Consider the following 21,397-nt stretch of genomic DNA (forward strand, 5'->3'; position numbering starts at 1 on the left):
CCATCTCCTTCGATGGTCAGTGATGCCTCCCCGCCATGAAGGTCGAGGGGCCTCACTGATCATGCACGAAGGGGGTGAGGGGTCAGTAGACCGGGGGTTCCTCGCGTCGTTCGACGGCCTGGCCACGGGGGTTGACCACACCGGCGCCGCCTCCGTTGCCGCCGTTGCCCCCATTTCCGCCGTTCCCACCGTTCCCGCCGTTGCCCCCGTTGCCGCTGGTGTCGAAGCCGGGGACTCCGCCGCCGAGGTTGCCGAAGGCTCCGCTGAGGCCCTTGAGGGCGTCGCCGATCTCGCTGGGCACGATCCAGAGCTTGTTGGCGTCGCCCTCGGCGATCTTCGGGAGCATCTGGAGGTACTGGTACGACAGCAGCTTCTGGTCCGGGTCCCCGGCGTGGATGGACTCGAACACCGTACGGATGGCCTGGGCTTCACCTTCGGCGCGCAGGGCGGACGCCTTGGCCTCGCCCTCGGCACGCAGGATCGCGGACTGCTTCTCGCCCTCGGCGGTGAGGATCTGGGACTGCCGGATGCCTTCGGCGGTGAGGATCGCGGCGCGCTTGTCGCGGTCGGCGCGCATCTGCTTCTCCATCGAGTCCTGGATGGAGGTGGGCGGTTCGATCGCCTTGAGCTCGACGCGGTTGACGCGGATGCCCCACTTGCCGGTGGCCTCGTCGAGGACGCCGCGCAGGGCCGCGTTGATCTCCTCGCGGGAGGTGAGGGTGCGCTCCAGGTCCATGCCGCCGATGATGTTGCGGAGGGTGGTGACGGTGAGCTGTTCGATCGCCTGGATGTAGGAGGCGACTTCGTAGGTCGCGGCGCGGGCGTCGGTCACCTGGTAGTAGATGACGGTGTCGATGTTGACGACCAGGTTGTCCTGGGTGATGACCGGCTGCGGGGGGAAGGGCACGACCTGTTCACGGAGGTCGATCCGGTTGCGGATCGAGTCGATGAACGGGACGACGATGTTCAGGCCCGCGTTCAGGGTGCGCGTGTAGCGGCCGAAGCGCTCCACGATGGCGGCGCTGGCCTGCGGGATGACCTGGATCGTCTTGATCAGGGCGATGAAGACGAGCACCACCAGAATGATCAGGACGATGATGATCGGTTGCATCGTGTCTCTCGTGCCCTTCGGTTGCCGACGGATCTCATGGTGATCGACTCACACGGTGATCGACATGATCGACTTCGAGTCTCGCAGAACTGCGGCCGCGTCGTGCGCCGTTCGCTCACATGACGACGGCCGTCGCTCCGTCGATGTCCACGACATCGACCTGTCGGCCGGGTTCGAAGACCTGGTCGTCGTCGAGCGAGCGGGCCGACCAGACCTCCCCGGCCAGCTTGATGCGGCCGCCGGCGGCGCTGACCCGTTCCAGGACGACCGCCTGACGGCCTTTCAGGGCATCGATGCCGCTGGCGTGCCCCGTCTGTCCGGCCCGGTGTCTGGCGGCGATCGGGCGGACGACGGCGAGCAGCGCCACCGACACCACCACGAAGACCAGCACTTGGGCGACGATGCCGCCGCCGAGCGCGGCGGTGACGGACCCGGCCAGCGCCCCGACCGCGAACATTGCCAACTCGGGCATCGCCGTCAGGACGAGGGGGATGCCCAGCCCCGCCGCGACGATCAGCCACCACACCCACGCGTCGATGTCCACATGGTCATCGTAGGACTGTCGGTGCGTCACCGACAGGGCGCAGGGGTGGGCAACTGCGGACAACTGCGGTACGTGCCCCGTGGATTGGCCCCGTGGATCGCGCCAGGGCTGTTGAGGCTGTTGCCCCGTGGGGGGGGGCGGCGGCCGGTGGGCCTGCCGCTCAGGAGAGCGGCAGGCCGTGGGCGGTGTAGCGCTCCCCGGTGTGCTCGACGATCAGCGGCAGGCCGAAGCAGAGCGAGAGGTTACGGGAGGTGAGCTCGGTCTCCATGGGCCCGGCCGCGAGGATCTTGCCCTGCCGGATCATCAGGACGTGGGTGAAGCCGGGCGGGATCTCCTCGACATGGTGGGTGACCATGATCATGGAGGGGGCGTACGGGTCGCGGGCGAGCCGGCCGAGGCGGCGGACCAGGTCCTCACGGCCGCCGAGGTCGAGCCCGGCGGCGGGCTCGTCGAGGAGCAGCAGCTCGGGGTCGGTCATCATCGCGCGGGCGATCAGGGTGCGCTTGCGCTCTCCCTCGGAGAGCGTGCCGAACTTGCGGTCCAGGTACTCGGTCATGCCGAGGCGGTCCAGGAAGGCGCGGGCGCGCTCCTCGTCGACGGCCTCGTAGTTCTCGTTCCAGGTGGCGGTCATGCCGTACGCGGCGGTGAGCACCGTCTGGAGCACGGTCTGCCGCTTGGGCAGCTTGTCGGCCATCGCCACACCGGCCATGCCGATGCGGGGGCGCAGTTCGAAGACGTCGGTGCCGACGCCGCCGAGCTTCTCGCCGAGGACGGCGGCCGTTCCCCTGCTCGGGAAGAGGTAGCTGGACGCCAGGTTGAGGAGCGTCGTCTTGCCTGCGCCGTTGGGGCCCAGGATGACCCAGCGCTCCCCCTCCTTGACCGACCAGGAGACGTCGTCCACCAGAGCGCGTCCGTCGCGGACCACGGATACGTCCACCAGCTCCAGTACATCGCTCATGAGCGCGTTGTCTCCCCATGCAGTCTCGTCGAGATCGTCGCGTGCCTGTGGGCACAGTCCCAGGAGAAAACCTACGCCACCGCGCGAGCGCTCCGGCCGTGAGGTCCGTTCCCGGTCCGTTCCCGGTGACGTTCCCGGTCCGTTCCCTAGGCTGTCCCCATGCTTGAGGAACCACGTTCAGGGTTGTTGGCCGCCTGGGGGAACGCGCTTCTGGCGGGACTTGTCTCGCCGGACGACGCGGCTCTCGCGATTGTCGGGGAGGACGCGGTGCACCGCGTCGAGGGGCTGCCGGGTGAGGCGGGGCCGGTCGGGCTCACGCTGGCGCTCGGCCGGCTGCGGGGGCTGGGGGCGACGGGTTTCCGGGTCGCGCTGCCGGTGCCGGGGCATCCGCTGGGGCTGAGCGGTCCGGCCGACTTCAACGCGCGGGCGCTGGAGGCGGAGGAGGCCGTGATCGCGTACGGGGTGCCGTACGGGCTGGTGCCGGAGGTGAGCGAGGTGGGGCCCGAGGGGGATCTGCACGTCGAGGTGGTGTGGCGGGTGCTTCCGGTACGGGAGGCTCCGCCTGCGGACGTGCCGTCGCTGGGCGAGGCGGAACGGGAGCTGGCGGAGGCGTTGCGCGATGCGACGGCGGCGCTGTCCCGGCTGGATGTGGCCGGTTCGGGTCCGGTGGCGGAGGCGGCGGTGGACGCGTACCGGGCGCGGGCGGAGGGGGGCCGGGGGCGGGATGTGCTGGCGCCCGGGTATCCGCCGCGGGCGGTGCGGGTGCTGGAGCTGGCGCAGCGGGTGGGGCTGCTGATCTCGGTGGCGTACGAGAACGGGCACGGGGGTGCGGTGAGCGCGTCGGAGATCGCGGCGCGGGGGGCCGCGTTGCGGCCGGTGGAGCGGGTGGCCCGGCGGGCGTTGGTGGCGGCGTACAACGCGTATGTGGAGGGCGGGGAGGTTCGGCGGTAGGCCCGCGGGCCTTTGTCCTCAGGCGCCGGACGGGCTGTTGGGGGTGCCCCCCTGGGCGGGGGCCTGTTTCTGCCCGGGGTTCCCGTGGCGGGGGTTCCGTCCTCAAGCGCCGGACGGGCTGGGGGTGGCCGGGTCCGCCGAGTGTGGGTCCTCCCTCGCCAGGGTTCCGTCCTCAAACGCCGGACGGGCTGGGGTGGGGCGGACGGGGTGGGATTCGCCGGGGTGGGAGGTCTGTTGGTCCCGGGAGCACCGGCCGCGGGGGTCCGTCCTCAAACGCCGGACAGGCGGGGGTGGGGCGGACGGGCTCGGGTGGGGGTGGCCTTGGGCTGGGGGACGAGAGGGGGAACGGGAAAGCCGGACGCGCCCGCGAACATGGGGGGGCGTCCGGCTTCGTGGAGCCTGGGGTCAGTGGTTCAGGCCGAGGTTGCCGAAGGCCGGGTTGAGCAGGCCGATCACGTTGACCGTGTTGCCGACCGCGTTCACCGGGACGTGGACCGGGACCTGGGCCAGGTTGCCGCTGGCGACGCCCGGGGAGCCGACGGCCACGCCGTGGGCGTCGGCGCCGCTGTGGCCGGTGGCGGAGGCGGCACCGGCACCGGCGGCGATGAGCCCACCCGCGATCATCGTGACGGCGGCGGCCTTCTTCAGGTTCTTCACTTCAGGTTCCTCCTAGAGAGGCTGCGGCAAGCCGCCGCAGCATGCTCTGGAGAACGCCGTACAGCCCGGAAAGATGCGCCGTTCGGGTGACATCCACCCGACAGTATGAATCTCAGCCCGCGTCGGTGGGGGCCTCAGCCCGCAGCCCCGTTCCGTACCGCCCACAGCGCCGCCTGCGTACGGTCCGCCAGGTCGAGCTTCATCAGGATGTTCGACACATGGGTCTTGACCGTCTTCTCGGAGAGGACGAGGGCGCGGGCGATCTCCCGGTTCGACCGTCCGTCGGCGATCAGGCCGAGCACCTCGCGCTCGCGCTCGGTCAGGGTGCTCCCCCGGCCCGTACCGCCGCCCCCGTCGTCGTGGGCGAGGAGCGCCCCGGCCACCTCCGGCTGGAGCAGGACGTGTCCGGCGTGGACGGAGCGGATGGCTCCGGCCAGGGCGTCCGGGTCGACGTCCTTGTAGACGTAACCGGAGGCTCCGGCACGCAGGGCCGGGACCACCGTGCGCTGTTCGGTGAAGCTGGTGACGATGAGGACCTTCGCCGGGTTGTCCAGCTGGCGGAGCCTGCGCAGGGCCTCGATGCCGTCGGTGCCGGGCATCTTGACGTCCATGAGTACGACGTCGGGCCGGAGCTCCTCGGTGCGGGCCACGCCCTCCGCGCCGTCGGACGCCTCGCCGACGACCTCTATGTCCTCCTGGATCTCCAGGAACGTACGGAGCCCCCGGCGGACCACCTGGTGGTCGTCGACCAGCAGCACCCTGATGATCTTGTCAGCCACCGGGGACCTCCATCTCGATCGTGGCGCCCTTTCCGGGCTCCGAATCAACGCTGAGTCTGCCGCCGACACTCTTGGCCCGGTGGCGCATGGAGACGAGTCCCAGATGGCGGCCCGCCCGCCGGACGGCGGTGGGGTCGAAGCCGGTGCCGTCGTCGGTGATGCGCAGGAGGGTCGCGCTCGCGCGCCGGACCAGGGCGACATGCACATGCTCCGCGCCGGAGTGGCGCAGGGCGTTGTGCAGGGCCTCCTGGGCGACCCGGAGCAGCGCCTCCTCCTGGGCGGCGGGCAGCGCGCGCACCCCGCTGCTCTCGAAGGTGACCGCGGCTCCGTGGGCCCGGTCCAGGACCTGGATCTGGGTGCGGAGGGTGGCGATCAGACCGTCCTCGTCGAGCGCGGCCGGGCGCAGCTCCACGACGGCGGCCCGCAGTTCGTCGACCGCTTCGGCCGCGAGGACGGCGACCTGCTGGAGCTCCCCCTTGGCACGGGCCGGGTCGCGGTCGACCAGGGCGGCGGCGGCCTGGGCGGTGAGCCGGAGCGAGAACAGCTTCTGGCTGACCGCGTCGTGCAGCTCGTGGGCGAGGCGGGAGCGTTCCTCGGCGATGGTCAGCTCGCGGCTGCGCTCGTAGAGGCGGGCGTTGGTGAGGGCGATCGCCGCGTGCTGGCCGAGGATCGAGAGCAGTTCCTCGTCCTCGGCGGTGAAGCCGCAGCCGCCCTCGGGCTTGGGGCACATCTTGTTGGCGAGGAAGAGCGCGCCGATGATCTCGTCGCCGTCCGTGATGGGCAGGCCGAGGAAGTCGGACATGTCGGGGTGCGCTTCGGGCCAGCCGCCGAAGCGGGGGTCCGCGCGGACGTCCGCGAGCCGTTCGGGCTTCGCCTGGTGCAGCATCGCGGCGAGGATGCCGTGCTGCCGGGGCAGCGGGCCGATGGCCTTCCACTGTTCGTCGCTGACGCCGTCGACCACGAACTGGGCGAAGCCGCCGTGGTCGTCCGGGACGCCGAGGGCCGCGTACTGGGCGTCGAGCAGCTCACGGGCGGAGGCGACGATCGTCTTGAGGACGTCCCCTACTTCCAGGTGCCGGCTCATGGCGAGGAGCGCGGCACTCACCGCGGCGAGGCCCGACGGGGGGCGATGACTCATGGGATCACCGTACCGGCGGGGGTACGGGGCCGTATCGGGCCGAGGACCGCGGTCGGGCGGCCCTGGGCCTAGGCCGGGCGCGGTCTCTCCTCGGTCCCCGGACCTAGGTCCTTCCCGGTCCTAGGACGAAGTGCCGGGTACGGGTTGCGGCTCCTGGGCGAGGCGCGGTGCGAGCGGGGCTTCCTACGTTGGAGGCGCCGGGGTCGCCCGGTGGACGCCGAGGGTGCGAGGAGACGGTCACGATGCCGGTTGCGTTGATCACGGGTGGTTCGAAGGGGCTGGGGCGCGCGCTCGCCGAGGCGCTGGCCCGGCAGGGGTGGGATCTGGTGCTGGACGCCCGGACCTCCGGGGTGCTGGAGGCGACGGCGGAGGCGGTACGGGGGCGGTACGGGACGCGGGTGGTGGCCGTGCCGGGGGATGTCACGGACGCGGCGCACCGGGCGGAGCTGGTCGCGGCGGCCGGGGAGCTGGGCGGGCTCGACCTGCTGGTGAGCAATGCGAGCGTGCTGGGCGCCGAGCCGCTGGTCCGGCTGGAGGCGCAACCGCTGGAGGGGCTGCGGCGGGCGCTGGAGACCAACGTGGTGGCCGCGCTCGGCCTCGTACAGGAAGCACTGCCGCTGTTGCGTGGGTCCGCCGAGGGGGCGGTGGTGCTGGTCAGCTCGGACGCGGCGGCGGAGCCGTACGAGACGTGGGGCGGTTACGGGGCGTCCAAGGCGGCGCTGGACCAGCTGGCGGCGGTGCTGGGCGTGGAGGAGCCGGGGCTGCGGGTGTGGGCGGTCGATCCGGGGGACATGGCGACGGATCTGTACGCCGCCGCGGTCCCGGACGACGGGGACGCCCGGCCGTCGCCGCGGAGCGTGGCCCCCGCGTTCCTGCGGCTGGTGCGGGAGCGGCCGGCCAGTGGACGGTTCGCCGCTCCGGCCCTGCTGGAGGAGTCGGCGGGGGCGGCCGGGGGTGCGCGGTGAGCGGCAGGGTGGGGACGACGCGGCGGGGTGGGGGCGGTGGGGCTCCGGCGGAGGGGTGTGAGGTTCCGGCCGGAGGTGGTGGGGTCCTGGAGGAGGGGCGGGGAGCGCCGGAGGAAGGCCGGGAAGCCCCGGAGGAAGGCCGTAACACCCCGCTGGACGGCCATGGCGCTTCAGCAGAGGGCGACAACGGCGCCCCGGCGCGGAGCCGTGGGGTCCGGGAGCCGGACGGCGGCGCAGGGGCGTCGCCTCTGGAGGTTCTGCGCGTGCCTCCCGAGCTCTCGGCTCGGGTGCCCGCCGAGCAGCGGGGGGCCGGGCGTGATGACGTACGGCTGCTGGTGACCAGGGGGACAGCCGTCTCGCACCATGCGTTCCGGGAGCTGGCCGGGCAGCTGCGGGCCGGGGACGTGCTGGTGGTGAACACGTCCGCGACCCTGGCTGCGGCGGTGAACGGGCGGCTGGGCGGTGAGCGGGTCGTCGTGCACTTCTCCACGCGGGGCGACGACGGGCGGTGGGCCGTGGAGCTGCGGGCTCCCGGCGCGTCGGGGGCCACCGTGCCGCGTCCCGGTGGGCCCGCCGGTGGGCTGGTGCGGCTGCCGGGCGGGCGGGAGCTGGTGCTGGAGGAGCCGCTGGGTCCCGTGGTGGGGGCGCGGCTGTGGTGGGCGCGGGTGGGCCGGGACGTGCCGGAGCTGCTGCGGCGGTACGGGCGGCCGATCCGGTACGGGTACACGGAGCGGGACCAGCCGCTCTCCGCCTATCAGACCGTGTTCGCGGTCCAGGCACCGGACGGGGGCGGTTCGGCGGAGATGCCGAGTGCGGCGCGCCCCTTCACGGCCGCGCTGGTGGCGGAGCTGGTCAGCCGCGGGGTGCAGTTCGCCCCGCTGTCGCTGGATACGGGGGTGGCGTCGGCGGAGGCGCACGAGCCGCCGTACCCGGAGCGGTTCGCGGTACCGGCCACCACGGCGTGGCTGGTGAACGCGGCGCGGGCGGCGGGCGGCCGGGTGGTCGCGGTCGGTACGACGGCGGTGCGGGCGCTGGAGTCGGCGGTGGACGCGGACGGGGCGGTGCGGCCGGTCGCGGGCTGGACGGACCTGGTGGTGACGCCGCGCCGGGGGGTGCGGGTGGTGGACGGGCTGCTGACCGGGCTGCACGAGCCCGCGGCCTCGCATCTGCTGATGCTGGAGGCGGTGGCGGGCCGTGAGGCGCTGCGCCGGGGGTACGAGGCGGCGGTGGAGCGGCGCTACCTCTGGCACGAGTTCGGGGACGTCCACCTCATCCTGCCGGATGAGGAACGTAACACTCCGGATTGCTCAAGCAACGAACGGTGAGCCTGTTACGTCACCGATGTGAGCCCGGGCATAGGGCCCACATCACTTACGAACGCACCTAGTGGACCCAAAAGGGCGATTTGGGCAGGCATGACCAGGGCTCATTTCGGACGAACAGGACCCTGTTCCACTACCCGGCTTCGTACGTCACACCTTTGCCACGGCATTTTGCTGCCGCTAAGAATTGCTCTCGTCCCCGACGGAGGTGCGTATCGCCGCCTCCGGTCTCGTCCTCCGTGAGGACACCTGAGCATTCGAAGAGGTAGCCCTACATGTCTGCGATTCGCATTCCCAGCCGTCTCCGTCGTCTGAACAAGGTCCAGAAGATCTCCGTGGCCGGTGTGTCGGCCCTGGCCGTCGCCTCCCTGACCTTCTCGCTCGTCCCGTCGAACGACAAGGCCGAGGTCTCCCCGCAGGCAGCGGGCGCGGCCGCACCCGTGGCGTTCACCGGAGCGGGCGCGGCGCAGGCCAAGACCGCGCAGACCAAGGCCGTGCAGGACAGCCTCATCGAGAAGCACTCCACCGCCGAGCAGCTGGTGAAGGCCGCCGACGCCGCCAAGGCGAAGGCAGCCGCCGAGGCGAAGGCGAAGGCCGCGAAGGCCAAGGCCGCCGCCGACGCGAAGGACAAGGCCGAGAAGGCCGCCAAGGCCAAGGCCGACGCGAAGAAGCGCGAGTCCGAGGCCGCCAGCCGCTCCACCGCGCGCAAGCCCGTCTACGCCAACAACCTGGACGGCTGGATTCGCGAGGCGATGTCGATCATGAAGAAGGAAGGCATCCCCGGCTCCTACGAGGGCATCCACCGCAACATCATCCGGGAGTCCAGCGGCAACCGCTGGGCGATCAACAACTGGGACATCAACGCCCGCAACGGCGTCCCCTCCAAGGGCCTGCTCCAGGTGATCCAGCCGACCTTCGACCGGTACCACGTCAAGGGCACCAAGAAGGACCTGTACGACCCGGTCGCCAACATCGTCGCCGCCTGCAACTACGCGGCCGACCGCTACGGCTCGATGGACAACGTCAACAGCGCGTACTGAGCCCAGCCGTACCGGGGCCGATCCCAGCCGTACGCATGCCGGAGGCCGGCACCCCGCGGGGTGCCGGCCTCGGCGTCGTTCCGTACGCGATCCCCGTGCGTGACCGTTCCGTATGTGCTTCCCGTACGGCCCTACTTGCGCATGACCTCGGGCTCGTGGCGGCGCAGCAGCCGGGCGACCACGAACGCGCAGGCCAGGCCGAGCGCCAGCAGGACGAAGATGTTGATCCCCCACTGGGTCGCCGTGGCCTCCCAGAGCGGGTCCAGGTCGGTCGGGTTCTTCGGGTCCCACGGCGGCATCAGGTTGGCCAGGTCCAGCGTGGTGCCGGCCGCGGCCACGCCCCAGCGCGACGGCATCAGCCAGGTGAACTGTTCCAGGCCGGGCGTCCCGTACACCTGGAAGAGGACTCCGGTGAACACCAGCTGAACGATCGCGAACATGACCAGGAGGGGCATGGTCATCTCGGAGGTCTTGACCAGCGCGGAGATCATCAGGCCGAACATCATCGAGGTCAGGCCGAGCGCCACGATGGAGATGCAGATCTCGACGGCCGGAGGCAGGAACAGGCCCTCGGCCGGCAGGTCACGGGCGGCGAAGCAGATCCCGCAGAGGATGACACTCTGGAAGGCGGTGATCACGCCGAGCACGATCACCTTGGAGACCAGATAGGCCGAGCGGGAGAGGCCGGTGGCCCGTTCCCGTTCGTAGATGACGCGTTCCTTGATCAGTTCTCGTACGGAGCTGGCCGAGCCCGCCAGGCAGATGCCGACCGCGAGGATCAGCAGGATCATTCCGGCTTTCCCGTTGAACTGGACCGGCGGGGTGGGCGCGGCCAGTCCGAAGTCCGCCGGGATGACCGCGGCCAGCACACCGATCACCGCGGGCAGCGCCACCATCAGGCCGAGGAACGCCTTGTCGGAGGCGATGACGGAGGTGTACCTGCGCACCAGCGTCCACAGCTGCGTGCCCCAGCTCTGCTGCTTGGGCGGCCGCATCTGCTGGGGCGGCGGCATGTGGACGGACTGCGCGGCGACGGCGTCGATGTCGGCGGCGTACATCTGGTAGTGCTGCGAACCGCGCCAGCGGCCCGCCCAGTCGTAGTCGCGGTAGTTCTCGAAGGCGGAGAAGACGTCGGCCCAGGTGCTGTAGCCGAAGAAGTTCAGCGCCTCCTCCGGCGGACCGAAGTACGCGACGGCGCCGCCGGGCGCCATCACGAGCAGTTTGTCGCAGATGGCCAGCTCGGCCACGGAGTGCGTGACGACGAGCACGGTACGGCCGTCGTCGGCGAGGTCGCGCAGCAGCTTCATGACATCGCGGTCCATGCCCGGGTCGAGGCCGGAGGTCGGCTCGTCCAGGAAGATCAGCGACGGCTTGGTCAGCAGCTCCAGGGCGACCGAGACCCGCTTGCGCTGGCCGCCGGAGAGCGAGGTGATCCTCTTGTCCTTGTGGATGTCGAGCTTGAGCTCGGCGAGGACCTCGGTGATCCGGGCCTGGCGCTCGGCCTCGGTGGTGTCGGCGGGGAAGCGGAGCCTGGCCGCGTACTTGAGCGCCTTGGTGATGGTCAGTTCCTTGTGCAGGATGTCGTCCTGCGGGACCAGACCGATGCGCTGGCGCAGCTCGGCGAACTGCTTGTACAGGTTCCGGTTGTCGTAGAGGACGTCACCCTCGTCGGCGGGCCGGTAGCCGGTGAGCGCCTTGAGGAGGGTGGACTTTCCGGAGCCGGAGGGGCCGATGACCGCGACCAGCGACTTCTCCGGGACGCCGAAGGAGACGTCCTTGAGGATCTGCTTCCCGCCGTCGACCGTGACCGTGAGGTGGCGGGCCGAGAAGGAGACCTGGCCGGTGTCGACGAACTCTTCCAGCCGGTCGCCGACCAGGCGGAACGTGGAGTGGCCGACGCCGACGATGTCGTTCGGGCCGATGAGCGCCGTACCGGACTTCTGGAGCGGCAGACCGTTGACGTACGTGCCGTTGTGCGAGCCGAGGTCACGGATCTCGAACCGGCCGTCGGGCGTCGCGTGGAACTCGGCGTGGTTGCGGGAGACCTGGAGGTCGGAGACGACCAGCTCGTTCTCCAGCGCACGGCCGATGCGCATGACCCGGCCGAGCGAGAGCTGGTGGAACGTGGTCGGGCTGCGGTCGCCGTAGACCGGCGGCGCCCCCGCCGCGCCGCCGTGGACCGGGGCGGCGGGCTGTGCCGGACCCTGCTGATGCGGAACCTGCTGGTACGGGGCCTGCTGCTGGGGCTCCTGTGCCTGCTGCGGCCACGCCTGCTGGGGCGGGGCCTGGTGCTGCTGGGCCTGGTGCTGGTGCTGGGGCGGGGCCTGGTGCGCGAGCGGCTGGTGCTGGGCGGGCGCCTGCTGTCCGGGCCAGGCGCCACCGGCCTGCGCGTGCTGCTGGTGCGGCTGCGGCTGGTGGTGCGGCTGCGCGGGGGCCTGGTGGGCGGCGGGCTGGCCGCCGTGGGCGCCCGCACCGGCAGCAGCGACGAAATTCAGCCGCGGTCCGTCGGTGGCGTTGCCCAGGTGCACGGCGGCGCCGGGCCCGACCTCCACCCGCTGAATCCGACGGCCCTGGACATAGGTGCCGTTGGTGGAGCCGTGGTCCTCGATGGACCAACTCCGGCCGTCCCAGCTGATCGTGGCGTGCCGCCACGAGACCCTGGCGTCGTCGATCGTCAGGTCCCCCTGCGGATCACGTCCGAGGGTGTACGGCCTGGACGGATCGAGCGTCCAGGTGCTGCCATTCAATTCCAGTACGAGTTCCGGCACTCCGCGCCCCACTAGTTGTCCCCCGAGTTACCCCCGTCGCAGGGAGTCTAGGGATGCTGAACATCGTGGGGAACTATTCCAGGACCAGTCCCTTATCCGAAAGTCGGGCCGGTGAAGACGGGCCCCGAAGCGGACAAGGAGACAGGAAGAGAACTTAGCGCTCCTGACCCGGTCAATCCGGGTGATCCCGTTGCAGAGAGGACTCCTGGCGGAAAGCCCCGTACCTTTCCGTCCGGCACTCGGGACGGACGGCCGGAGCGGGGCCGGTGACCGATACGGTGGGAACACCATGAGCGCATCTCAGCCACCTCGGCCTCCCTCCTCCCCCGAGCTCCAGGGGAACCCCGTGGACCTTCCCGTGAACCCTCCCCCGGACCTTGTGGACAGCACCCCCACCCTGCTCGTCAAGATCTTCGGCAAGGACCGCCCCGGTATCACCGCCGGGCTGTTCGACACCCTCGCCGCGTACTCCGTCGACGTCGTGGACATCGAGCAGGTCGTCACGCGGGGGCGCATCGTGCTGTGCGCCCTGGTCACCTCGCCCACGGCGGGCGGGACGACCGAGGGCGACCTGCGGGCGACCGTGCACAGCTGGGCCGACTCCCTGAAGCTCCAGGCCGAGATCATCTCGGGTACCGGTGACAACCGGCCCCGGGGCGACGGCCGTTCCCATGTGACCGTGCTGGGGCACCCGCTCACCGCGGAGTCGACCGCCGCCATAGCGGCCAGGATCACCTCGACCGGCGGGAACATCGACCGGATCTTCCGGCTGGCGAAGTACCCGGTCACCGCCGTCGAGTTCGCGGTGTCGGGGACCGGGACCGAGGAGCTGCGGACCGCGCTGGCGACCGGGGCCGCGGAGATCGGCGTGGACGTCGCGGTGGTCTCGGCCGGGCTGAGCCGCCGGGCCCAGCGCCTGGTCGTCATGGACGTGGACTCCACGCTCATCCAGGACGAGGTGATCGAGCTCTTCGCGGCCCACGCGGGCTGTGAGGACAAGGTCGCCGAGGTCACCGAGCAGGCGATGCGCGGCGAGCTGGACTTCGAGCAGTCGCTGCACGCCCGGGTCGCGCTGCTGGCGGGGCTGGACGCCTCGGTGGTGGACAAGGTCCGCACCGAGGTGCGGCTCACGCCGGGTGCCCGCACCCTGATCCGTACGCTGAAGCGCCTCGGGTACCAGGTGGGCGTCGTCTCGGGCGGCTTCACCCAGGTCACGGACGATCTGAAGGAGCGCCTCGGCCTCGATTTCGCCTCCGCCAACACGCTGGAGGTGGTGGACGGCAAGTTCACCGGACGGGTCGTCGGCGATGTCGTGGACCGGGCGGGGAAGGCTCGGCTGCTGCGGAGCTTCGCCGAACAGGCGGGGGTGCCGCTCGCGCAGACGGTGGCCATCGGGGACGGGGCGAACGACCTCGACATGCTGAACACGGCGGGACTCGGCGTCGCCTTCAACGCCAAGCCCGTGGTCCGCGAGGCGGCGCACACGGCGGTGAACGTGCCGTTCCTGGACACCGTGCTCTATCTGCTCGGCATCACCCGTGAAGAGGTCGAGGCGGCGGACGGCCTCGTCGACTGACGGCGGGGCGCGAGTCGCCGCCGTCAGCCCCGGGAGCGTACGGGCTCGGGGTTCGGGAGCGTACGGAAGCGGCGGCCCTGGAGCGTACGGAGCCGTCGGTCCCGGGAACGTACGGGGAAGCGGCGGTTCCGTGGAGCGTACGGAGCCATCGGTCCCGGGAGCGTACGGAGTCGTACGGAAGCGGGCCCCGGCACGGGTGATGTGCCGGGGCCCTGCGCGTTCATGGGTTCAGCGGGAGCTGGGCGCTCAGTCGTTCGGCGTCCAGTACTCGACGAGTCGGCCCGCTCCGTGCTCCACGCTCTTCCAGGAGCCGGGGAACTCCACCACGGCGTACGAGGCCGTCGGGAAGCCGTCCCGGGTCATCCTGGCCAGGGTGTCGCCCTCGGCCGAGCCGGAGAGGGCGTCGGCGGCCCCGTGCATCCCCGGATTGTGGCCGATGACCAGAAGGTTGCGGACCTCGTCCGGGGTCTCGTTGAAGAGGGCGATCAGTTCGCCGAGGGATGCCTCGTACAGCCTCTCCTCGTAGACGGTCCTGGGGCGCTGGGCGAATTCGTGGACCGCCAGCTTCCAGGTCTCCCGCGTCCTGACGGCGCTGGAGCACAGGGCCAGGTCGAAGTCGATGCCGGAGTCGGCGAGCCTGCGGCCGGCCACGGGCGCGTCCTTGCGACCGCGCTCGGCCAGCGGGCGCTCATGGTCGGAGGACTGCGACCATTCCGCCTTGGCATGCCTGAGAAGGACGATCCTGCGAGGTGTCTCGACGCTCATACACCTCAGCTTCGCATGAAACGCGGCCTCTGGCGCAGGGTGTTGACGGGCTCATCCGGAAGGTTGACGTGCTGGTCCGGGGTGTGTTCGGCGGTCTGTTCGGCGCGGTGCGGGCCTCAGCGGGCGAGCAGGTGGAGCGTGTGCTCGATCAGGCGTCCGAGCGCGGGGTCGGCGGTGGCCGCCTGCGCCTGCCCCGGACTCATGACCATGAGCAGCAGGGCGGCGAACGCGACCGCCGGGAGCGTCACGGCCCACCAGGACAGCCGTATCTCCGCACGGTCGGCGGCGGGCCGGGAGGCGGCCTTGACCTGGGGCCTGGGGTGCGCGGGGACCGGCATGTCCGCCTCCGTGGGATGTTCGGTTCGTTACCGAAGAACCTACGGAAGGAGCCGGGCCGGGCCCATCCGGTGATCCACCCACTTCACCCTGACGCCTGCCCCCTAGGGGACGGTGGGGCAAACCCCAGCACGGGCGGCGGAGGGGCGGAGTCGCCGGGCGTCAGGGTGAGGCGATCGAGGCGATCACCCCGATGACCACCGTGACGAGAAGCATCCCCCCGAAGACGAGGAGGAGCTTCTTCTGACCGTTCTTGGGCTGCGGATCGAGCACTGGCATGGGTCCAGTCTCGCATCTCAGCACTCGTCCTCGATCGTCCGGTCCCGCCCGGCCAGCACCCCGGCCACCATCTGCGGGATCATCAGCCCCGCCATCAGGGCGATCGGCAGCCCCCAGCCGCCGCTGTGCTGGTAGAGCACGCCGACGAGCAGCGGGCCCGGGATCGAGAGCAGATAGCCGGTGGACTGGGCGAAGGCGGAGAGCCGGACCACGCCCGCCCCGGTCCGCGAGCGCATCCCGATCATGGTGAGGGCGAGCGGGAAGGCGCAGTTGGCGATGCCGAGCAGCAGCGCCCAGGCCCACGCACCGGCGGCCGGGGCCAGGTAGAGGCCCCCGTAACCGATCAGGCCGCAGAGGCCGAGGACGACGACGATGGGGCCCTGCTGCTTGAGCCGGCCGGCGACCCGGGGGATGACGAAGGCGAGCGGTACACCCATCGCCATGGTGACCGCGAGCAGGACGCCCGCCGTACCTGCCGGGACCCCCGCGTCCCGGAAGATCTGCGGCATCCAGCCCATGGTGATGTACGCGGCGGTCGCCTGGAGCCCGAAGAAGCAGGCGAGCCCCCACGCGGTCCGGCTGCGGGTGATCCGGAGCCCCGGCGCGTCGGCGGGACGGGCAGCAGCGGCGACCGTACCGGAAGCGGTCCGGCCGGAGTCCGTGCCCTTACCGGTCGCGGCTGACTGCCCGGGGCCTGCCTGTCCGGAGGCCGACTGCCCGGAGCTCGCCCGTCCGGAGGCCGACTGTCCGGAGGCCGCCTGCCCGGGCGCCGGGGTCCGGTCCCGTACGAGGATGATCCAGGGCAGCACCGCGAGCGCGGCCAGTCCGGCCCAGATCGCCAGCCCGGACTGCCAGTTCCCGCCCATCGCGCCGGTCAGCGGGACGGTGACGGCGGCGGCGAGGGCGGTGCCGAGGGCCAGGGCCATGGAGTAGAGGCCGGTCATGGTGCCGACGCGGTCGGGGAACCAGCGCTTGACGATCACCGGCATCAGGATGTTGCTGACGGCGATGCCCATCAGGGCCAGGGCGCTGGCGGCCAGGAACCCGGCGGTGGAGCCGATGTACGGGCGGATCACCAGGCCGACCGCGATGGCCGCCATGCCCGCGCAGACGACGGAGCCCGCGCCGAAGCGGCGGGCGAGGCGGGGCGCCATGACCCCGAAGAGCGCGAAGCAGAGCGGCGGTACGGAGGTCAGTACGCCCGCCACGCTCCCGCTCATGTGCAGCCCCTCGCGAACCTCTTCGAGGAGGGCGCCGAGGCTGGTGATGGCGGGGCGGAGGTTGAGGGCGGCCAGGACGAGCCCGACGGCGATCAGACGCAGCAGCCAGGGGGCCGGGGCCTCGGCGGCTCCGGGGAGCAGCGGGGCCGCCGAACGGGCGGCGGGGGTGCGCACGGTGGCGCCACGGCTCGCTGCGCCACGGTCCAAGGTCTGAATCTGGGCTTGGGTCTGGGTCTGGGTTTCGTCGTCCGGCATGATGCCATCATAGAATCATGGGATGATTGATTGTCCAATCGTCCGGAGCCGCCGGAACCACCGGTTCCCCTGAGAGAATTCGCCCGGACACTTTTCCCGCTTCACAGCCCCGCTCACGAGCAAGGAGCACCATGGCGCTGACGTCTCCACGGCGTTCGGCACTCGCCGACCAGGTGATCGCACAGCTGCGCAACCAGATCACCTCGGGCGAGTGGCCGGTCGGCTCACGGATTCCGACCGAGCCGGAGCTGGTCGAGCAGCTCGGCGTGGCCCGTAACACCGTGCGCGAGGCGGTGCGGGCCCTGGCGCACAACGGGCTGCTGGACATCCGGCAGGGCTCGGGCACCTATGTGATCGCCACGAGCGAGCTGGCCGGGGTGATGCACCGCCGCTTCGCCGCCGCCGATCCGCGCCATATCGCGGAGCTGCGCTCGACGCTGGAGTCGTCGGCCGCGCGGCTCGCCGCCGTACGCCGTACCGAGCGTGATCTGCGGCAGCTCGACACGCTGATGGCGCGCCGGGAGGAGGCGTGGGCCTCGGGGGACGCGGAGGCGTTCGTCGCGGCCGACGCGACGCTGCACCTGGCGGTCGTCGCGGCCTCGCACAACGACGTCCTGACCGAGCTCTACGCGGACCTGGGGGATCTGCTGCGCGAGTATCTGCGCGGTGACGTGGGTCCCGAGCTGCGCCCCGAGAACCATATGGATCACGCGCGGCTGGTGGAGGCGATCCGGGCGGGGGACGCGGAGACGGCGGCGGCCGAGGCGGCGAGCCATGCGCTGAACTGCCTGGTGGACCAGGTGTAGCCCTCAGGCCGCTCACAGCAGGGCTCCTCGATGTCACTCACACCGGCGCCGGGCGGTGGCTGACCCAGGCGGTCGCGATCTCCTTCCAGCAGCGGTCCTCCAGCCGTACGGTCCGCCCCGGCGCCACCTCGACGGCCGCGCCGTCCGCGTCCACGTCCCACCAGCGGACGCACTCGGTGTGGAGCTGGACCAGGTCGGTGGAGGGGTAGGGGTTGTGGCAGTACGCGACGACCCGGGAGCCCTCGATCGTCGTACGGCACTCGGAGCCGGCCGGTTCAGGTCTCGGCGGCTCCGCCCGCGTACCGGAGTCGGCGCCGCTGGCGACATGGACTCCCAGGGGTACGGCGAGTGCGGCGACGACCACCGACGCGGCCAGCAGGAGACGGGTCCGGCGACGCGTGGGGCGCACAGCGATCTCCCTCCCGCAGCCTGACAAGAAGTCCGGTTCCTCCACATTCTGCGGTGGATCGGCCGACTTTTCGACCGGAGCGACCACGCACGGCGACGGCCCCCGGTCACGCCACCTCCGGAACGGGGGTGACGCGGCCGGGGGCCGTTCAGCGGGGGGCGGTGCGCGGTCAGGCGCCCATCATGTGCACGCCGCTGTCGACGTGGATGATCTCGCCCGTCGTCCGCGGGAAGAAGTCGGAGAGCAGGGCGACGATGCTGCGGCCGGCCGGCTCCGGGTCGTTCATGTCCCAGGCCAGCGGGGCGCGGGTGTTCCAGACGTCGGCCAGTTCCTCGAAGCCCGGGATGGACTTGGCGGCCATGGAGCGGAGCGGACCGGCGGAGATGAGGTTGCAGCGCAGCCCGTCCTTGCCCAGGTCACGGGCGAGGTAGCGGGAGGTGGCCTCCAGGGCGGCCTTGGCCGGGCCCATCCAGTCGTACTGCGGCCAGGCGTACTGGGCGTCGAAGGTGAGGCCGACGATCGAGCCGCCCTCGCTCATGAGCGGCTTGCACGCCATGGCCAGCGACTTCAGCGAGAACGCGGAGACGTGCATCGCGGTGGCGACGGACTCGAACGGCGTGTTCAGGAAGTTGCCGCCGAGCGCGTCCTGCGGCGCGAAGCCGATGGAGTGGACGACACCGTCGAGCGAGCCGAGCTCCTCGCGGACCAGGCCCTCCAGCCGGTCCAGGTGCTCCTGGTTGGTCACGTCCAGCTCGATGACCTTGGCCGGCTTCGGCAGCTTCTTGGCGATGCGCTCGGTCAGGGTGGGGCGGGGGAAGGCCGTGAGGATGACCTCGGCCCCCTGCTCCTGGGCCACCTTCGCGGCGTGGAACGCGATGGACGACTCCATCAGCACCCCGGTGATGAGGATGCGCTTGCCGTCGAGAATTCCGCTCATGGTGATCAGTGACCCATGCCCAATCCGCCGTCAACGGGGATGACGGCTCCAGTGATGTACGACGCGTCGTCGGAGGCGAGGAAACGCACGGCGGCGGCGATCTCCTCGGGCCGCGCGTAGCGGCCCAGCGGCACCTTGGACACGATGCTCTCGCGCTGCTCCTCGGTGAGCACCTGGGTCATGTCGGTGTCGACAAAACCGGGGGCGACGACGTTGAAGGTGATGTTCCGCGAGCCGAGCTCACGGGCCAGCGACCGGGCGAACCCGACGAGTCCGGCCTTGGAGGCGGCGTAGTTCGCCTGGCCCGCCGAGCCGAGGAGGCCGACGACGGAGGAGATCAGGACGACGCGGCCCTTCTTGGCGCGCAGCATGCCGCGGTTGGCGCGCTTGACGACCCGGAAGGTGCCGTTGAGGTTGGTGTCGACGACGGAGGTGAAGTCCTCCTCGGACATCCGCATCAGCAACTGGTCCTTGGTGATACCGGCGTTGGCGACCAGCACCTCCACGGGACCGTGCTTCTCCTCGATCTCCTTGTAGCCCTGCTCCACCTGCTCGGCGTCGGTGATGTCGCAGCGGACCGCGAGGACACCCGCGTCGGTGAGCTCCCGGGGAGGCTCGCCGGAGCGGTAGGTGATCGCGACCTGGTCGCCGTTGTCGGCGAAGGCGCGGGCGATGGCGAGGCCGATGCCCCGGTTTCCTCCGGTGACGAGAACCGAGCGGCTCAACGGATCACTCTTTCCTTGGCGATGTGGGGCACGGTGCCTGGCGGTCTGGTACGTCGAAAACCTATCGGTACCGTGCGCCGATCGGGGAATCGGGCCCTGACAGTGGCTTGTCCGGGGTGCTGTGGGGTTCCTACAGTCCGCACGGTTGCGTGCCGGGCACACGTGCCCGCGATATCCCCGGCTGTCCGCACCTTCCGCATGGTTCACTGCCGTCGTGTATCGAGAAGGGAACTCCCTGTGCCCCACGAGGTAGATCAGTCATTCCTGGCCCTGCCCCTGCGCGCGCTGGCCGACGCGGCGCTCGCCCGGGCCCGGGCGCTCGGCGCCACGCACGCCGACTTCCGGCTGGAGCGGGTGCGCAGCGCGTCCTGGCGGCTGCGGGACGCGCGGCCCGCCGGTGCGTCGGACAGTACGGACCTGGGGTACGCGGTGCGGGTGGTGCACGGCGGGGCCTGGGGGTTCGCCTCGGGTGTCGACCTGACGATGGACGCGGCGGCGAAGGTGGCCTCGCAGGCCGTGGCGATGGCCAAGCTGTCGGCGAAGGTGATCGCGGCGGCGGGCTCCGACGAGCGGGTGGAGCTGGCGGACGAGCCGGTGCACGGTGAGCGGACCTGGGTCTCGGCGTACGACGTCGACCCGTTCTCTGTACCGGACGAGGAGAAGGCGGCGCTGCTCGCGGAGTGGAGCGGGCGGCTGCTGGGCGCGGACGGGGTGGCGCATGTGGACGCGTCCCTGATGACCGTGCACGAGAACAAGTTCTACGCGGACACGGCGGGCACGGTCACCACGCAGCAGCGGGTGCGTATCCAGCCGCAGTTCACGGCCGTGGCGGTGGACGGCGCGACCGGCGAGTTCGACTCGATGCGCACGATCGCACCGCCGGTCGGGCGCGGCTGGGAGTACCTGACCGGCACCGGCTGGGACTGGGACGCCGAGCTGGAGCAGATCCCCGTGCTGCTCGCGGAGAAAATGCGGGCGCCGAGCGTCGAGGCGGGGACGTACGACCTGGTGGTCGACCCCTCCAACCTCTGGCTGACCATCCACGAGTCGATCGGCCACGCCACCGAGCTGGACCGGGCGCTCGGTTACGAGGCGGCGTACGCGGGCACGTCGTTCGCCACCTTCGACCAGCTCGGCAAGCTGACGTACGGCTCCCCCGTCATGAACGTGACCGGTGACCGCACCGCCGAACACGGCCTCGCGACCATCGGGTACGACGACGAGGGCGTCGAGGCGCAGTCCTGGGACCTGATCAAGGACGGCACCCTCGTCGGCTACCAGCTGGACCGCCGGATCGCGAAGCTCACGGGTCTGGGCCGCTCCAACGGGTGCGCGTTCGCGGACTCGCCGGGCCATGTCCCCGTCCAGCGCATGGCGAACGTGTCGTTGCGGCCGGACCCGGGCGGGCTGTCGACGGAGGACCTGATCGGCGGGGTCGAGCGCGGGATCTACGTGGTCGGTGACCGGTCCTGGTCGATCGACATGCAGCGGTACAACTTCCAGTTCACCGGGCAGCGGTTCTTCCGCATCGAGAACGGCCGCCTGGCCGGGCAGCTGCGCGATGTGGCGTACCAGGCGACGACGACGGACTTCTGGGGCTCGATGGAGAAGGTCGGCGGCCCGCAGACGTACGTGCTCGGCGGCGCGTTCAACTGCGGCAAGGCCCAGCCGGGCCAGGTCGCGGCGGTCTCCCACGGCTGCCCCTCCGCCCTCTTCCGGGGCGTGAACATCCTCAACACGACGCAGGAGGCCGGACGATGAGCGGCGACCACGGAATCTGCTGGGGGTCCGGCCCGCGGCGCAGCCGCAATCGGACGCAGTGGCACCCGGGCAGGCACAGTCTCAACACGACGCAG

Annotated in this window: 20 protein-coding genes; 7 read left to right on the forward strand and 13 right to left on the reverse strand. The window is 71.2% G+C overall.

Annotated elements, in window-relative coordinates; translation table 11 throughout:
• Positions 1-82 precede the first annotated feature (82 nt).
• The 3 genes from B7C62_05810 to B7C62_05820 form a co-directional block, all read right to left on the reverse strand.
• A complete protein-coding gene (locus B7C62_05810; protein ID ARF71823.1) occupies positions 83-1,111 on the reverse strand; it encodes a hypothetical protein in 1,029 nt (342 codons plus the stop codon).
• 115 nt (positions 1,112-1,226) lie between these two features.
• On the reverse strand, positions 1,227-1,655 hold the full coding sequence (locus B7C62_05815) for a hypothetical protein (GenBank protein ID ARF71824.1): 429 nt from the start codon (positions 1,653-1,655) through the stop codon (positions 1,227-1,229).
• A 160-nt stretch (positions 1,656-1,815) separates the two neighbouring features.
• Positions 1,816-2,613 (reverse strand): iron ABC transporter ATP-binding protein, encoded by a 798-nt coding sequence (locus B7C62_05820; protein ID ARF71825.1) that lies wholly within the window; start codon positions 2,611-2,613, stop codon positions 1,816-1,818.
• A gap of 159 nt (positions 2,614-2,772) precedes the next feature.
• Between B7C62_05820 and B7C62_05825 the strand changes: the two genes are divergently transcribed.
• Complete coding sequence (locus tag B7C62_05825) at positions 2,773-3,564, forward strand: hypothetical protein (GenBank protein ARF71826.1); 792 nt, start codon at positions 2,773-2,775, stop codon at positions 3,562-3,564.
• A 405-nt stretch (positions 3,565-3,969) separates the two neighbouring features.
• Here B7C62_05825 and B7C62_05830 read toward each other — a convergent pair whose 3' ends face one another.
• The 3 genes from B7C62_05830 to B7C62_05840 all read right to left on the reverse strand — a co-directional run bounded on the left by B7C62_05830 (position 3,970) and on the right by B7C62_05840 (position 6,138).
• Entirely contained in the window at positions 3,970-4,221 is a 252-nt protein-coding gene (locus B7C62_05830; protein ID ARF71827.1) for a chaplin, read from the reverse strand.
• Positions 4,222-4,355: 134 nt separating this feature from the next.
• The gene (locus B7C62_05835; GenBank protein ID ARF71828.1) at positions 4,356-5,000 is read right to left on the reverse strand and encodes a DNA-binding response regulator; all 645 of its coding nucleotides are present in this window, start codon (positions 4,998-5,000) and stop codon (positions 4,356-4,358) included.
• The gene (locus tag B7C62_05840) at positions 4,993-6,138 is read right to left on the reverse strand and encodes a diguanylate cyclase (GenBank protein ID ARF71829.1); all 1,146 of its coding nucleotides are present in this window, start codon (positions 6,136-6,138) and stop codon (positions 4,993-4,995) included. The genes B7C62_05835 and B7C62_05840 overlap by 8 nt, the downstream gene beginning before the upstream one ends.
• A gap of 242 nt (positions 6,139-6,380) precedes the next feature.
• Between B7C62_05840 and B7C62_05845 the strand changes: the two genes are divergently transcribed.
• The 3 genes from B7C62_05845 (at position 6,381) to B7C62_05855 (ending at position 9,465) form a co-directional block, all read left to right on the forward strand.
• Entirely contained in the window at positions 6,381-7,103 is a 723-nt protein-coding gene (locus tag B7C62_05845; protein ID ARF71830.1) for a short-chain dehydrogenase, read from the forward strand.
• A gap of 263 nt (positions 7,104-7,366) precedes the next feature.
• Positions 7,367-8,428: a queuosine biosynthesis protein gene (locus B7C62_05850; GenBank protein ARF71831.1), complete on the forward strand. Its 1,062-nt coding sequence runs from the start codon at positions 7,367-7,369 to the stop codon at positions 8,426-8,428.
• 272 nt (positions 8,429-8,700) lie between these two features.
• Complete coding sequence (locus B7C62_05855) at positions 8,701-9,465, forward strand: lytic transglycosylase (protein ID ARF71832.1); 765 nt, start codon at positions 8,701-8,703, stop codon at positions 9,463-9,465.
• Positions 9,466-9,596: 131 nt separating this feature from the next.
• On the opposite strand, the gene B7C62_05860 is transcribed toward B7C62_05855, so the two are convergent.
• A complete protein-coding gene (locus B7C62_05860; protein ARF71833.1) occupies positions 9,597-12,245 on the reverse strand; it encodes an ABC transporter ATP-binding protein in 2,649 nt (882 codons plus the stop codon).
• Positions 12,246-12,522: 277 nt separating this feature from the next.
• Between B7C62_05860 and B7C62_05865 the strand changes: the two genes are divergently transcribed.
• Positions 12,523-13,809 (forward strand): phosphoserine phosphatase SerB, encoded by a 1,287-nt coding sequence (locus B7C62_05865; protein ID ARF71834.1) that lies wholly within the window; start codon positions 12,523-12,525, stop codon positions 13,807-13,809.
• Positions 13,810-14,055: 246 nt separating this feature from the next.
• Here B7C62_05865 and B7C62_05870 read toward each other — a convergent pair whose 3' ends face one another.
• From B7C62_05870 to B7C62_05880, 3 genes are all read right to left on the reverse strand, one after another.
• On the reverse strand, positions 14,056-14,574 hold the full coding sequence (locus B7C62_05870; protein ID ARF71835.1) for a phosphohistidine phosphatase: 519 nt from the start codon (positions 14,572-14,574) through the stop codon (positions 14,056-14,058).
• Positions 14,575-14,690: 116 nt separating this feature from the next.
• The gene (locus tag B7C62_05875; protein ID ARF71836.1) at positions 14,691-14,912 is read right to left on the reverse strand and encodes a hypothetical protein; all 222 of its coding nucleotides are present in this window, start codon (positions 14,910-14,912) and stop codon (positions 14,691-14,693) included.
• Positions 14,913-15,206: 294 nt separating this feature from the next.
• Positions 15,207-16,664, reverse strand: coding sequence for an MFS transporter (locus tag B7C62_05880; GenBank protein ID ARF71837.1), 1,458 nt, complete (start codon positions 16,662-16,664; stop codon positions 15,207-15,209).
• Positions 16,665-16,795: 131 nt separating this feature from the next.
• Between B7C62_05880 and B7C62_05885 the strand changes: the two genes are divergently transcribed.
• Positions 16,796-17,470 carry a GntR family transcriptional regulator gene (locus tag B7C62_05885; GenBank protein ARF71838.1) on the forward strand — a complete coding sequence of 225 codons (675 nt, stop codon included), beginning with the start codon at positions 16,796-16,798 and terminating at the stop codon, positions 17,468-17,470.
• Positions 17,471-17,507: 37 nt separating this feature from the next.
• Here the strand turns inward: B7C62_05885 and B7C62_05890 are convergent, their stop codons facing one another.
• The 3 genes from B7C62_05890 to B7C62_05900 all read right to left on the reverse strand — a co-directional run bounded on the left by B7C62_05890 (position 17,508) and on the right by B7C62_05900 (position 19,541).
• A complete protein-coding gene (locus B7C62_05890; GenBank protein ID ARF71839.1) occupies positions 17,508-17,879 on the reverse strand; it encodes a hypothetical protein in 372 nt (123 codons plus the stop codon).
• A gap of 169 nt (positions 17,880-18,048) precedes the next feature.
• Positions 18,049-18,816: an enoyl-[acyl-carrier-protein] reductase gene (locus B7C62_05895; GenBank protein ID ARF71840.1), complete on the reverse strand. Its 768-nt coding sequence runs from the start codon at positions 18,814-18,816 to the stop codon at positions 18,049-18,051.
• 5 nt (positions 18,817-18,821) lie between these two features.
• Entirely contained in the window at positions 18,822-19,541 is a 720-nt protein-coding gene (locus B7C62_05900; GenBank protein ID ARF71841.1) for a 3-oxoacyl-[acyl-carrier-protein] reductase, read from the reverse strand.
• A gap of 237 nt (positions 19,542-19,778) precedes the next feature.
• On the opposite strand from B7C62_05900, the gene B7C62_05905 reads away from it, so the two are divergent.
• Positions 19,779-21,302 carry a peptidase C69 gene (locus tag B7C62_05905; GenBank protein ARF71842.1) on the forward strand — a complete coding sequence of 508 codons (1,524 nt, stop codon included), beginning with the start codon at positions 19,779-19,781 and terminating at the stop codon, positions 21,300-21,302.
• The last annotated feature ends 95 nt before the right edge of the window (positions 21,303-21,397 follow it).

The organism is Kitasatospora albolonga (assembly GCA_002082585.1).
In the GTDB taxonomy this organism is placed as follows: domain Bacteria; phylum Actinomycetota; class Actinomycetes; order Streptomycetales; family Streptomycetaceae; genus Streptomyces; species Streptomyces stephensoniae.